This is a genomic window from Micromonospora sp. NPDC049004 (genome assembly GCF_040649315.1).
GTDB lineage: Bacteria > Actinomycetota > Actinomycetes > Mycobacteriales > Micromonosporaceae > Micromonospora.
In genome coordinates this window covers 1-12,755 of sequence record NZ_JBEZFG010000019.1, presented here as the reverse complement: position 1 = coordinate 12,755, position 12,755 = coordinate 1, and the positions used below count along the sequence as shown (strand labels likewise).

The following is a 12,755-nucleotide window of genomic DNA, read 5'->3' as shown; positions in this document are numbered from 1 at the left end:
CGGCCTCCTGTGCCCCGTCCGGTCCGCCGGCCGCGCCGCCCCCGCCCGCGCCCCCCGCAGCGCCCGCTCGTGTGCCCGCGGGCCCGCTGCCGCCGCCCCCCCCCCCCCCCACGGCCGTGGCTCGCCTTGCTCAGCTCGCCTTGCTCAGCGCCTCGAACTCGTCGTCGGTGAGCCGCACGTCGGCCGCGGCCACGTTCTCCTCCAGGTGCGCCACCGAGGACGTGCCGGGGATCGGCAGCATCACCGGCGAGCGGCGCAGCAGCCAGGCCAGCGCGAGCTGCGCGGGCGACGCGCCGTGCTCGGTGGAGATCGCGTCCAGCGGGCCGCCCGGCCGGGCCAGCTCGCCGGTGGCGATCGGGAACCACGGGATGAACGCGAGGTCGTTGCGCTCGCAGTACTCCAGGACGTCCTCGGCGCTGCGGTTGGCGAGGTTGTAGAGGTTCTGCACCGAGGCGATCGTGGTGATCGCGCGGGCCTGCTCGATCTGCTCGACGCTCACCTCGGACAGCCCGATGTGGCGGATCTTGCCCTCCTGCTGCAACAGGGCCAGCTCACCCAACTGGTCCGCCAGCGGCACCTGCGGGTCGATCCGGTGCAGCTGGTAGAGCGGGATGCTGTCCAGACCCAGGTGCCGCAGGCTCAGCTCACACTGCTGACGCAGGTACTCCGGCCGGCCCACCGGCCGCCAGTCGCCCGGTCCGGAACGGGTCAACCCGGCCTTGGTCGCGATGACCAGGTCGTCGGCGTACGGGTGCAGAGCCTCGCGGATCAGCAGCTCGGACACGAACGGGCCGTACGAGTCGGCGGTGTCGATGAACGTCACGCCCATCTCGACAGCCCGGCGCAGCACCCGCAGCGCCTCGGCCGGGTCCTTCGGATCACCCCACACGCCCGGCCCGGTGATCTGCATCGCCCCGTAACCGAGCCGGTTGACCGTGACGTCGCCCCCGATCCGGTACGTGCCGGACGCCTTCGCGGGCTGCTTGCTGATGTCGGTGGCCATACGCGAATCCCCAATCGTCTTCGTCGCGGCGGGCGAGACAGACAACCCACCACCTCGTGATCATCCCCCCGGAGCCGGCCATCATGCCGCCGCCCGCCCGATTGTGTGCCCCGACACGGCAGCACGCGATCACTGTCGGCCTGCCACTAGCGCCCGTCCTGTCCGGTCTGCTACGCCTGATCCGAGTCGGCGCGGCCGGCCGGGGGAGGCGCGATGTGGCGACGGTTCAGACCCGACCCGGTCGGTCGCCTGCGGGAGCGGCTGGACCGCTTCGACGCCACCCGCGACCATCGCGCGGTCCTCGACTCCGGAGCGATCCGCGACGCCGAGGCCGTCGTCGACCTGGTGACGGCGACGCCGACGGACGGGCCGCTGCCCGAGCGGGTCGCCGAGGGCGTGTTCCTCCTGGCCCGCCTGCACTGGTACCGGTACCAACTGCTGCCCCCGGGCGAGGACGCCGACGACCTCGCTCAGGCCGTCGGGCTCACCCGGTTCCTGCTGCGCTTCGCCCCGCAGCGGGTGTCGCCGGCGATGTTGGCGCTGCTGCACGCACACCGACCGCCCGATGACGACGCCCCACCCGCCGACACGCCGCCGGCACGGTCCGGCCCGCGGTCCGCCGGGCCGGGTTCCGACGCCGCCGGCGCCCGCTACGTCGAGGCCGTCATGCTGATGGCCGCCGCCGAGACCAGCCGCGATTACCGGGCGGCCGACCAGGCCGAATCGCTGCTGCGCCAGGCCCTCGACGGTACGCCGGTCGGTGCGCCGGAGCGGCTGCACTACCTGTCCGCCCTCGGCAAGGTCCACCGTGACCAGTTCCAGCACCTCGGCCGACGGCTGGCGCTCCCGGCAGCCGTGACCGCGCACCGGGAGAGCCTGGAGGCCACCGGCCTCGGCGACCCACAACGCCCCGTGCGGCTGTTCAACCTCGGCAACGTCCTGGGCGACACGTACGAGGTCGAGCGCGACCCGGCGGCGCTGGACGAGTCGATCACCGTGCTGCGCGACGCGGCCCGGGCCGCCGCCACGGGCACACCGGTGCGCACGATGGCGCGGATGAACCTCGGCCAGCGGCTGCGCGACAGGTGGCGTCTGCACCGGCGCCCGGGTGACCTCGACGAGGCGGTCGACGCCTTCGCCGCAGCGCGGGGCAGTGCCGATCCCCGGGTCGCCGCGCTGCACGGCGCGGCGCTCGCCGAGCGGTTCCTGCGCGACCGGACGCCCGCCGACCGGGACTCCGCGATCGAGGCGTACCGGTCGGCGCTGACCGGGTTCGGTGGGCTCGACCCGGAGCTGGCCGGCACCGCCCAGGTGGGGCTCGCCACCCTGCTCGCGGACCGGCACCAGGTGACCGCCGATCCGGTCGACCTCGACGCGGCGATCGACGCGTACCGGGCCGCCGCCGGTTCCGGGGCGACACCCGGCGGGACGGATCGCGAGGAGCTGCGCCACGCCCTGGCCGGTCTCCTGGCGAAACGGTACGAGGTGCGCCAGCGGGCCGACGACGTCACCGAGGCGGTACGGGTGCTGCGCGCCGGCGTGGCCGCCGCCCAGGACTCCGGCCAACGGGCGCGTCGGCTCGCCGACCTCGGCTACGCGCTCGCGCTCGGCCACGCCGACCTCGGTGGGGTGGTCGCGCTGCGCGCCGCACGGGACGCGCTGACCGAGGCCGAACGCCTGCTTCCCCGTACCGACCCGCTGCGTCACCACGTGCTCAACAACCTCGGCAACACCCTGCGCGAACTCTCCGACCTGGCCGGCGAGCCGGCGCTGCTGGAGCCGGCAGTGGTCGCGCTGCGCTCGGCAGTGGCCGCCGCCGGACCGGACGCCGCGTCCCTGCCCCGGTACCGCTCGAACCTGGGCCTCGTGCTGCAGGCGCTGTTCGCCTCGACCCAGGACCTGGCGACCCTGACCGAGGCGATCCAGGTGCTGGCGCAGGTGATCGACACGACGCCACCCGGGCACCCGGACCGGTTGCCGGCGCTGACCAACTACGGGGCCGCCCTGAACCGCCGGGTCGAACTCTTCCTCGACGGCGCGCTGCCCGCCGGCGGCGGGCCCGCCGACCAGGTCGCGGCCGGCGTCGCCCGGGACTCCGACGCCGCGGTCGTCGCCCTGCGCGAGGCCGCCGAGCTGGCCGAACAGGAGGCCGCCCCCACGGAGTACGTCCAGACACTCGGCACCCACGCGCTGGCCCACCTGCTGCGGCACCGGCTGCACGACGACCTGCCGGCGCTCGACACGGCGATTCGACTGCTGCGGCGACTCAGCGAGCGGCAGTCGCTCGGCGCGGACCGCTACCGGATCCTCACCAACCTCGCCAACGCCCTGCTGCTGCGCTTCCGCGCCGGTCCCGCCGACGCCGACGCCACAGCGATGCTGGCCGCGTACCGGGGAGCGGTCGACGAGCTGGCCGCCGAGCACCCGGCCCGCACGATGTGTCTGAGCAATCTCGCCACCGCGCTGGAGGCGGTCATCGAGGCCGCCCCCTCCGATCCCGGCATCGCCGCCGCGACGGCTGCCGCCGGAGTGGGCGGGTCCGACCTGCTCGCCGAGGCGGCGGTCGCGCTGCGCGCCGCCGCCGACGTCGAGGCCGCCCCGTCGCTGCTGCGGGCGGTGGCCGCCAGCAGGTACGCGGCCCACGTCGCCCGGGCCGGCGACCTTGCGGCCGCGCTCGACGGGTACGCCACCGCGATCGAGTTGATCGACCTGGTGGCCTGGCACGGCATGGACCCCGACGACCAGACCCGCCTGCTCGGGCGTTTCCCCGGGCTGGCCAGCGACGCCGCCGCGGTAGCCATCGCCCTCGACAACCCGCGGCGCGCGGTCGAGCTGCTGGAGTACGGCCGTGGGGTCCTGCTGACCCGCGCCCACGACGCGGGCGCCGACCTGGCCGCGCTGCGCGCGCAGGCCCCCCGGCTGGCCGCCCGACTCGCCGAAATCCAGGAAGCCCTCGACGACTTCCCCACGCTGACGGGGGCAGCATCGGCGGCGGGGCTGACAGCGACCGCCGGACCGAGCCCCGAGCAGCGGTACGACCTCGCCACCCGCCGTCGCCAGCTGCTGACCGAGATCCGCGACCGGCCCGGCTTCGCCGACTTCCTCCGCCCACCGCCCTTCGACGAGCTGGCCCGGGCCGCCGCCGACGGCCCGGTGGTGCTGGTCAACGTGGCAGCCCGACGTTGCGACGCGCTGGTCGTTGCCGAGGGCCGGGTCAGCGTGGTGCCGCTGGAGGAGCTGACCCTGGACGAGCTGGTCGTCCGGACGGCGACCTTCGTGGCGGCGATCGCGCTGCTCACCGAGCCGGCGCCGCCGGACGTCCCGCAGCCGCAGGTACAGCGTCGTCGGTCGGCGGCCCGCGTCGAGGTCGCCCAGACACTGGACTGGCTGTGGCGGGTCGTCGCCCGACCCGTACTCGACAGGCCTCCATCCACCCCGCCGCCGTCGGACGCCGAACCGGCTCCCGTGCCGTCGTCGCCGGACGCCGACGCGGCCCCCGTGCCGTCGTCCGGCGGCGGGGCGGTGGGGCAGTGGCCCCGGTTGTGGTGGTGTCCCACCGGGGTGCTCACGCTGCTGCCGCTGCACGCGGCCGGCCCGATCGACTGTGGCGACGGGGTGCTGGACCGGGTGGTCCCGTCGTACACGGCGTCGCTGCGGGCGCTTGCACACGCGCGCCGGGGCGTACCGGCCCGACCCGGACCTGTCGACTCGGCGGTGTTCGTCGGCATGCCCCGGACGCCCGGCCTCGCCGACCTGCCCGGTGTCGCGCGGGAGGAGGAGATCGTGCGTCAGCACGTGCCTCGGGTCCGCTCGCTGCTCGGCCCGGTAGCCACCCCGGCGACAGTGCTCGCCGCCCTGCCCGACCAGCCGGTCGCCCACCTGTCCTGTCACGGCACGCAGGACCTGCGCGCCCCGGCCTGGGGTCGGCTGGAGCTGGCCGGCGGCGCGCTGCACGTCCGGGACCTGTGGCGACCCGCCGGCAACCCGGCGGCGCTGGCGGTGCTCTCGGCCTGCGAGACGGTACGCGGTGGGGCGACCCTGCCCGACGAGGCGCTCACGCTCGGCACGGCCTTCCAACTGGTCGGCTTCCGGCAGGTCATCGGCGCGCTGTGGTCCATCTCGGACACGCTGACCGTGCGGCTCTGCAAGGACCTGTACGACGGGTTGTCCGTGCCCGGAGGGATCGCGCCGGACCGCGCGGCCGTGGCCCTGCACGCGGCGGTCCGCCACCTACGCGAGGCCCTGCCGGATCGCCCCGACACCTGGGCCGGCTACGCCCACCTCGGCCCCTGACGGCCGCCCGACGGCTGGGGAGCTGACGGCGGGGGAGGACTGGCGGGCGGGGGCGTACCAGGTCACGCCGACGGCCGCGACCAGCAGCGCGGTGCAGAGCAGCACCAGCCCCACGCCGATCCGCAGAGACCGGACCGCCGCCAGGGCCTCCAGGTGGTCGCCGAGCGGGGCCGGCGGCAGCGCCGCCACCGGGGTCACCCGCAACCGGCCGTGCGCCGCGCGGAGCAGCGCGAGCGCTCCGGCAACGCCCGCCGCCAGCGCGGCGAGCAGCAGGATCCCGACCAGCGCGCCCCAGCCCGCCGCGAGCGTGGTCACGTCGGTGCGGCCCCGGATCAGGCTGAACCCGACCAGCGCCACCAGCAGGCCGCCCAGCCCGTTGCGCCAGGCCACCGCCGCCGCACGGACGCGCTCCAGCTCGCCGCGCAGCAGGCCGGCCAGCTGCTGGGCCCGGTGCAGGTCGGCGACGGTCGCGGGCGGCCCCGGACGAAGCCGGATCACGCCTCGACCTCCAGCCACAGCGTCCAGTACGCCCCACAGCCACGCAGCCCGGCGGGACGCCCCGGGTGCTCGGCCTCGCACTCGCACAGCAGCGTCCGGTAACCGGGATCGGAGGCGGCGGCGTCCTTGCGGTACACCTCGTCGACGAGCGTCGTGGTGCTCGGGTGGCCGCACCGGGGGCACCGCCCACTGATCACCACCGCGAACTCGAATTCCTGCGTCCGGAAGCCCGCCGCGGCCTGCGCGGCGTACGCCTCGTCGGTCACCTCGGCGTACGGCAGCGGGCTCGACACCGGCTCGTCGTCGCGCATCCCGACCTCCCACCACCGACACCCGGACCGTCCACCGTAGTCGTTGCCGGCACCCGGGCCGACCGACCTCGCCGGGGCGCCTCCGCGCCGGGATCCCGGCCCGGCGAGGCGGCGGAATGCCTGCCGTTCCCACCCCCACCGACCGTGGCCGTGCCGGCGTCGAGGCGTGGACTGACCGGGGGTAGTTGCGCGGAGCGACAGGTACCGCAGTCGTCGGCGTGCGACGCTGGGCGCGTGCCGGTGACGCCGGCTCGGGCGGCCGGCCCGGTGCGTGCCGGCGCGACGGCGGAGGGAGCACCATGGCGGGAGTGCCGCAGGTCGACTTCGCGCTCGACACGTACGAGTGCATCGTGATCTATCCCGGCGCGGCCGGACGGGCCCTGCCCCCGGAGACCGTGCAGCGGTTGCAGGCCGAGCACACCGAGCACATGCAGGCGTTGCAGCGCAGCGGGATCATCCTCGTCGCCGGCTCGGTGGACGGCCCGGCCCGCGAGCCGGAGCCGCCGATCGGCTTCGGGCTGGCCCGCACGGGCAGCGTCGACGACGTACGCAGCGTGCTGGAGGCCGACCCGGCGGTGCAGGCCGGCCTCTACCGGGTGGATGTGCTGACCTTCCTCTGCCCGGCCGGCTCGTTGGAGTTTCCGCTGGTCAAGGCCGAGAGCTGACGGTCGGTCCAGCGACGGGTGTCGTGATGGTGACGGCGGTGTGGCCTGCGCCGGTGCTACGGTCGCGCGCACCGAGGCCCGCGGTCGCGGCGCACCCGGCGTCATCGGCCGGGCCCGGTCGAGGAGACGCCATGAGCTCCGCCGCCACCGCCGATGTCGCATCCGCTGCCGCGCGGCTGCGTGCCCTGCTCGGTGACCGCCTCCACGAGCCGGGCGAACCCGGGTTCGACACCGCCACCCGCCTGTGGAACGCCGCCGTCGACAGTCAGCCCGCCCTGGTCGCCCACTGCCTGGACGCCGACGAGGTGGCCGCGGCGGTCCGCGTCGCCGCCCGGTGCCACCTGCCGGTGTCGGTCCGCTCCGGTGGGCACGACTGGGCGGGCCGGGCACTGCGCGACGGGGGCCTGGTGCTCGACCTGACCGGCCTGCGGGCCGTCCGGGTCGATCCGGACCGGTGCACGGTGACGGTGGCCGGCGGTGCCAGCGCCGCCGACCTGCTCGCCGCCGCCGCCCCGTACGACCTGGTGGTGCCCACGGGTGTGGTCCGCGACGTGGGCATGGCCGGGCTGACCCTGGCCGGCGGGTACGGCCCGCTCGGCGGGCGGTTCGGCCTGGCCCTGGACAACCTGCTCGGCGCGGAGGTCGTCCTCGCCGACGGTCGTCGGGTCACCGCCGACCCGCGCCACGACGCGGAGCTGTACTGGGCGCTGCGCGGCGGCGGTGGCAACGTCGGCGTGGTCACCGAGCTGCGGTACCGGGCGCACCGGCTGCCGGCCGTGCTCGCTGGCATGATCATGTTCGCACTGGCCGAGGCGCCGGCCGTGCTGCGCGGCTACGCGGCGCTGCTCGCCGACGCCCCGGACGAGTTGACAGTCATGGCCGGCTTCCTGCCCGGCCCGGCCGGCGAACCGGTGGTCTTCGTGTGCCCCTTCTACAGCGGCCCGGACCTGGACGCCGGCCGCCCGTGGCTGGACCGGCTGCGGGCGCTGGGCACCCCGCTGGTCGACCAGGTCGACCCGCTGCCGTACGCGGACGCGTTGCGGATGTTCGACGGCGGAATGGTCGACGGCAACCACTATCTGCTGCGTACCCGCTGGCTGCCGACGCTCGCCGACGGCGCGGTGGACGCGCTGGTCGACGCCGCCCGGCAGGTCACCTCGCCGTTCTCCGCGCTGGCCCTGCACCACTTCCACGGCGCGGCCACCCGGGTCCGGCTCGGCGACACGGCGTTCGGCCTGCGCGCCGAGCACCTGCTGACCGAGATCATCGCGGCGTGGGCCCCCGGCGGGGAGGTCGCACCGCACCTCGCGTGGGCCGAGCGGACGTCGGAGGCGCTCGCCCCGCTCGCCCTGCCCGGGGGCTACCCGAACCTGCTCGCCCCGACCGAGACCGAACGGGTCCGGCTCGCGTACGGCGCGAACTGGGCACGTCTGCGCCGGGCCAAGCGGCACTACGACCCTCGTGACCTGCTCACCGCCGTGCCCACGCTGCCCCCGTCGGAGCACCCGGAGTGAGCGCGCGCCGGGAGCGCCCCGACACCGCCCGCCACGACAGGCGTACGATTCCCGGCGCGCGGTCGCCGTTGCCCGTCGCCACAACGTTCCCGGTGCGGTTCCGCCCGCCGGTCCGACGCGCACCGCGCGTTGTTGGACACCTGTTCCGCTGCCTGCAAGGGGTCGGCCCCGAGTCCGACCTGAAGGAGAGACTAGCCTGATGGGCGTGACACGCCGCGCGAAGATCGTCTGCACTCTTGGTCCCGCCACCTCGTCCCCGGAGCGCATCCGGGGCCTCGTCGAGGCCGGTATGAACGTGGCGAGGCTCAACTTCAGCCACGGCAGCCACGCCGACCACGAGGCGGTCTACCGACTGGTCCGGGAGGCATCCGAGGCGTCCGGTAAGCCGGTGGCCGTCCTCGCCGACCTGCAGGGGCCCAAGATCCGGCTCGGCCGGTTCGCCGACGGCCCGCACGAGTGGCGCACCGGCGACTCCGTCGTGATCACCGGTGACGACATCCTCGGCACCAAGGAGCGGGTCTCCTGCACCTACCGCAAGCTGCCGCAGGAGGTGAAGCCCGGTGACCGCCTGCTGATCGACGACGGTCGGGTCGCCGTGGAGGTCACCGACGTCACCGGCAACGACATCCGCTGCCTGGTCACCGAGGGCGGCCCCGTCTCCAACAACAAGGGCGTGTCGCTGCCCAACGTGGCGGTCAGCGTGCCCGCCATGTCGGACAAGGACGCCGAGGACCTGCGTTTCTCCCTGGGGCTCGGCGTCGACCTGGTCGCGCTGTCCTTCGTGCGCTCGGCCGAGGACATCAAGCTCGTCCACAACATCATGGCCGAAGAGGGCGTGTTCCGGCCGGTGCTGGCCAAGGTCGAGAAGCCGGAGGCCGTGGACCACCTGGAGGCCATCGTGCTGGCCTTCGACGGTGTCATGGTCGCCCGGGGCGACCTCGGCGTGGAGATGCCGCTGGACGAGGTCCCGCTGGTGCAGAAGCGGGCCGTGCAGCTGTGCCGGGAGAACGCCAAGCCGGTCATCGTGGCCACCCAGATGCTCGACTCCATGATCGAGAATTCCCGCCCCACCCGGGCGGAAGCCTCCGACGTGGCCAACGCGGTGCTCGACGGCGCGGACGCGGTGATGCTCTCCGGCGAGACCAGCGTCGGCAAGTACCCGGTGCTGACCGTCAGCACCATGGCCAAGATCGTGACGACCACCGAGGCCGGTTCGATCGGCGTGCCGCGCCTGCAGCACGACCCGCGTACCCACGGCGGCGCGCTCACCGTGGCCGCCTCGTCGATCGCCCGGGCCATCAACGCCAAGGCGCTCGTCGCCTTCTCGCAGACCGGCGACACCGTCCGGCGGCTCTCCCGCCTGCACTGCGACCTGCCGCTGCTGGCGTTCACCCCGGTTCCCGAGGTGCGTGACCAGCTCGCCCTGACCTGGGGCGTGGAGACCTTCCTCATGCCGTTCGTGCAGCACACCGACGACATGTTCCGCCAGGTCGACCAGGCGCTGCTCGGCCTCGACCGGGCCAACCCCGGTGACTACGTGGTGATCGTGGCGGGCAGCCCGCCCGGCACCCCCGGCTCGACCAACACGCTGCGCGTCCACCAGCTCGGCTCGCTGGTCGACGCCGCGTCGGCGCGGGCGCTGCAGTGAGCGACGGTCGGGTCGCGGTCGGCCAGGCAGCGGTCGACCAGCTGCTGGAAGTGCTGGACCTCGACTCGACCGGGGAGATGACCTTCCGGGGGATGAGCCCCCCGGTCGGTCCGCAACGGGTGTACGGCGGCCAGGTTGCCGGTCAGGCACTGGTCGCCGCCGGCCGCACGGTGGACCCGGAGCGGTTCGTGCACTCGCTGCACGGCTACTTCGTCCGCCCCGGCGACCCGGTCGAGCCGATCGAGTACCAGGTGGAGAACATCCGCGACGGCAGGTCCTTCTCGGTGCGCCGGGCGGTCGCCCTCCAGCACGACAAGCCGATCTTCTTCATGTCGGCGTCGTTCCAGCGGACCGAGGAGGGGCTGGACCACCAGGCTCCCGCGCCGCTGGACGTGCCCGCCCCGCAGGACGTGCCGACGATGTCCGACCGGCTCTCCCGCTATCCCGAGCGTCTGGGCATCTGGGGGCAGATCCCCCGCCCGATCGACGTGCGTTACGTGGGGGAGCCCGGCTGGGTCCGCCCCGGCGACCGGCCCGCCGACCCGCACCAGCGGGTCTGGATGCGCATCGACGGCAAGCTGCCCGACGACCCGCTGCTGCACGCGTGCGCGCTCACGTACGCCTCGGACCTCACCCTGCTCGACTCGGTGCTCTCCGTGCACGGTGAGGTGTGGGGGCCGGGCGGTGTGGTCGGCGCGAGCCTGGACCACGCGCTGTGGTTCCACCGGCCGTTCCGCGCCGACGAGTGGTTCCTCTACGACTGCTGGAGCCCGTCGGCGTCCGGCGCGCGAGGGCTGGCCACCGGCCGGATGTTCACCACCGACGGCCGGCAGATCGCCAGCGCCGTGCAGGAGGGTCTGCTGCGCCGCGTCGGAGCCTGATCCGCCGTCGCTGTCCCGAGTGATCCGCAGTTGCTGTCCCGCCTGATCCGCCGTTGCTGGCCCGCGTGATCCGGCGTTGCTGGCCCGCGTGATCCGGCGTTGCTGTCACGCCTCGAGGATGGCCTCGCCGGCGATTTCGATCTGCACGGTCTTGCCGACCAGAACGCCGCCGCTCTCCAGCGCGACATTCCAGAGCAGGCCGTAGTCCTCCCGGTTGATCTCGGCGGTCGCGCTGAATCCGAAGATGTTCTGTCCGTACGGATCACGCCGGGCACCGCCGAAATTAACCTGAAGGTCCACCGCGCGGGTGATCCCCTTTACCGTCAACTCGCCGGTGAGCACGAATCGATTGGCCTCGGACTGCGGCGGGGGATTGTGACTTCTGCCTCGTCCGCCGAGTCGGTGGTTTCGCAGACGGGCCCAGTAGAAAATCGGGTCCTCGTTGCTCTGCCAGTTAATGCCCGTGCTTCGATATTCGAGCGTGGGATAACTCTCCACATCGAGGAAGTCGGCGCTTTTGAGATGCGTGTCCCGGTCGACGCTCCCGGTGGAGATGCTGGCCGCCGCGATGGTGGCGGTCACCCCGGAGCGCAGCGGATCCTCCGCCACGAAGATCTCCGCACTCGCCTCGGCGAACTCGCCCCGCACCGGGCTCACCATCATGTGGCGGGACAGGAAACCGATCCGCTTGTGCGCCTGATCGAGGCGATAGGTGCCGGCGATCGGGATGGTCATGCCATCCCAGGTGCGTGTGGCGACATCGGTCATCGTGTTGCCTTCCCCCCGGGTGGATCCGGGTGTTTATCAATGTCCTGCCCGAGCCGGGGTAACCGGTCCCGCAGTCATACCGCCCGCCCAGCATAAGGACGCTCCGAATCGGCATTCCGGGCCCCACCGGGTGATGGATCACGGCGTACGACGTTATTGGCTATTCGTCGATGCGTGATCGATCGGCCGAGGGTCGCCGAACCGGCAGGATGACCTGCGGGCTAACCTTGCCGGCATGCGTCTCTCCGCTCGGGTCGACTACGCCCTCCGCGCGGCCGCCGAGCTCGCCGCGACGGCCAGTGGCCCCGGGCGGGGGCGGCCGGTCACCGCCGACCAGATCGCGCGTGCGCAGGAGATCCCGCCGAAGTTCCTGGAGAGCATCCTGCTGCAACTGCGTCGGGGTGGCATCGTGCACGCCCAGCGCGGCCCGGAGGGCGGCTACTGGTTGGCCCGCCCGGCCGAGGAGATCTCCCTCGCGGAGGTGATCCGGGTGATCGACGGGCCGCTCGCGCACGTCCGGGGGCAGCGCCCCGAACAGCTCGGCTACCACGGTCCGGCCCGTGCCCTGCAGGAGGTCTGGATCGCGCTGCGCGCCAGTGAGCGGGAGATCCTCGAACTGGTAAGCGTCGCCGACGTGGCCGCCGGCACGTTGCCGCCGCGGGTCACCGAGCTGGTCGCCGACCCCCGCGCCTGGATCTGAGCCTGCGCCCGGTCTGAGCGCGCGTTTGGTCTGAGCCTGCCTCCGGTCTGAGCCTGCGCCCGGTCTGCGCCTGCGCGGGTTTGTGCCCGCGTCCGGTCTGAGCCCGCGTCCGGTCTGAGCGCGCGTCCGGTCTGAGCCCGCGCCCGGTCTGAGCGCGCGTCCGGTCTGAGCCCGCGTCCGGTCTGAGCCTGCGCGGGTCTGAGCCCGCGCCCGGTCTGAGCGCGCGTCCGGTCTGAGCCCGCGTCCGGTCTGAGCCTGCGCGGGTCTGAGCCCGCGCCCGGTCTAAGCCCGCGGGGGTTTGTGCCCGCGCGGTTCTGAGCCCGCGCTTCGCTCTATGGCGGCGCGGCTTCGCGAGATCTTGGACAGTTTCCGTTCGCGTGGCGGGCTCAACCGATGGTTGCAACACCCTTTCGTGATCGTCGTTGGGGTGGTTATGGCGTCGAGGTTGAGTCCGCTGGAGCGGGAGCAGATCGG

The 12,755-nt window shown here is 73.8% G+C and carries 10 protein-coding genes; 6 read left to right on the top strand and 4 right to left on the bottom strand.

Annotated features, from left to right (window positions below):
- Positions 1-130: 130 nt before the first annotated feature.
- Entirely contained in the window at positions 131-1,003 is an 873-nt protein-coding gene (locus tag AB0B97_RS32110; RefSeq protein ID WP_234589397.1) for an aldo/keto reductase, read from the bottom strand.
- Positions 1,004-1,216: 213 nt separating this feature from the next.
- Between AB0B97_RS32110 and AB0B97_RS32105 the strand changes: the two genes are divergently transcribed.
- A complete protein-coding gene (locus tag AB0B97_RS32105; protein ID WP_357499029.1) occupies positions 1,217-5,296 on the top strand; it encodes a CHAT domain-containing protein in 4,080 nt (1,359 codons plus the stop codon).
- Here the strand turns inward: AB0B97_RS32105 and AB0B97_RS32100 are convergent.
- A complete protein-coding gene (locus AB0B97_RS32100) occupies positions 5,234-5,794 on the bottom strand; it encodes a hypothetical protein (RefSeq protein WP_357499027.1) in 561 nt (186 codons plus the stop codon). The two genes, AB0B97_RS32105 and AB0B97_RS32100, sit on opposite strands and share 63 nt — an antisense overlap.
- Positions 5,791-6,105: a hypothetical protein gene (locus tag AB0B97_RS32095; protein WP_357499025.1), complete on the bottom strand. Its 315-nt coding sequence runs from the start codon at positions 6,103-6,105 to the stop codon at positions 5,791-5,793. Before AB0B97_RS32095 ends, AB0B97_RS32100 begins: the two co-directional genes overlap by 4 nt.
- A gap of 299 nt (positions 6,106-6,404) precedes the next feature.
- Here AB0B97_RS32095 and AB0B97_RS32090 point away from each other — a divergent pair, with 299 nt between their 5' ends.
- The 4 genes from AB0B97_RS32090 (at position 6,405) to AB0B97_RS32075 (ending at position 10,813) form a co-directional block, all read left to right on the top strand.
- On the top strand, positions 6,405-6,770 hold the full coding sequence (locus AB0B97_RS32090) for a YciI family protein (RefSeq protein WP_357499023.1): 366 nt from the start codon (positions 6,405-6,407) through the stop codon (positions 6,768-6,770).
- 131 nt (positions 6,771-6,901) lie between these two features.
- Positions 6,902-8,284: an FAD-binding protein gene (locus tag AB0B97_RS32085; RefSeq protein WP_357499021.1), complete on the top strand. Its 1,383-nt coding sequence runs from the start codon at positions 6,902-6,904 to the stop codon at positions 8,282-8,284.
- A 199-nt stretch (positions 8,285-8,483) separates the two neighbouring features.
- Positions 8,484-9,932: a pyruvate kinase gene (gene pyk, locus AB0B97_RS32080; RefSeq protein WP_234584552.1), complete on the top strand. Its 1,449-nt coding sequence runs from the start codon at positions 8,484-8,486 to the stop codon at positions 9,930-9,932.
- On the top strand, positions 9,929-10,813 hold the full coding sequence (locus tag AB0B97_RS32075; protein WP_357499019.1) for an acyl-CoA thioesterase II: 885 nt from the start codon (positions 9,929-9,931) through the stop codon (positions 10,811-10,813). The genes pyk and AB0B97_RS32075 overlap by 4 nt, the downstream gene beginning before the upstream one ends.
- Before the next feature lie 105 nt (positions 10,814-10,918).
- Here AB0B97_RS32075 and AB0B97_RS32070 read toward each other — a convergent pair whose 3' ends face one another.
- Positions 10,919-11,581, bottom strand: coding sequence for a YceI family protein (locus tag AB0B97_RS32070; protein WP_234584550.1), 663 nt, complete (start codon positions 11,579-11,581; stop codon positions 10,919-10,921).
- Positions 11,582-11,816: 235 nt separating this feature from the next.
- Here AB0B97_RS32070 and AB0B97_RS32065 point away from each other — a divergent pair, with 235 nt between their 5' ends.
- The gene (locus tag AB0B97_RS32065; protein ID WP_053658213.1) at positions 11,817-12,281 is read left to right on the top strand and encodes an Rrf2 family transcriptional regulator; all 465 of its coding nucleotides are present in this window, start codon (positions 11,817-11,819) and stop codon (positions 12,279-12,281) included.
- Positions 12,282-12,755 lie beyond the last annotated feature (474 nt).

What these genes read in the sequence shown, in the direction of transcription:
- AB0B97_RS32065 (WP_053658213.1), top strand. Translation starts at nt 11,817, where the DNA reads ATGCGTCTCTCCGCTCGGGTCGACTACGCCCTCCGCGCGGCCGCCGAG.
- AB0B97_RS32090 (WP_357499023.1), top strand. Translation starts at nt 6,405, where the DNA reads ATGGCGGGAGTGCCGCAGGTCGACTTCGCGCTCGACACGTACGAGTGC.
- AB0B97_RS32105 (WP_357499029.1), top strand. Translation starts at nt 1,217, where the DNA reads ATGTGGCGACGGTTCAGACCCGACCCGGTCGGTCGCCTGCGGGAGCGG.
- AB0B97_RS32095 (WP_357499025.1), bottom strand. Translation starts at nt 6,105, where the DNA reads ATGCGCGACGACGAGCCGGTGTCGAGCCCGCTGCCGTACGCCGAGGTG.
- AB0B97_RS32085 (WP_357499021.1), top strand. Translation starts at nt 6,902, where the DNA reads ATGAGCTCCGCCGCCACCGCCGATGTCGCATCCGCTGCCGCGCGGCTG.
- pyk (WP_234584552.1), top strand. Translation starts at nt 8,484, where the DNA reads ATGGGCGTGACACGCCGCGCGAAGATCGTCTGCACTCTTGGTCCCGCC.
- AB0B97_RS32110 (WP_234589397.1), bottom strand. Translation starts at nt 1,003, where the DNA reads ATGGCCACCGACATCAGCAAGCAGCCCGCGAAGGCGTCCGGCACGTAC.
- AB0B97_RS32070 (WP_234584550.1), bottom strand. Translation starts at nt 11,581, where the DNA reads ATGACCGATGTCGCCACACGCACCTGGGATGGCATGACCATCCCGATC.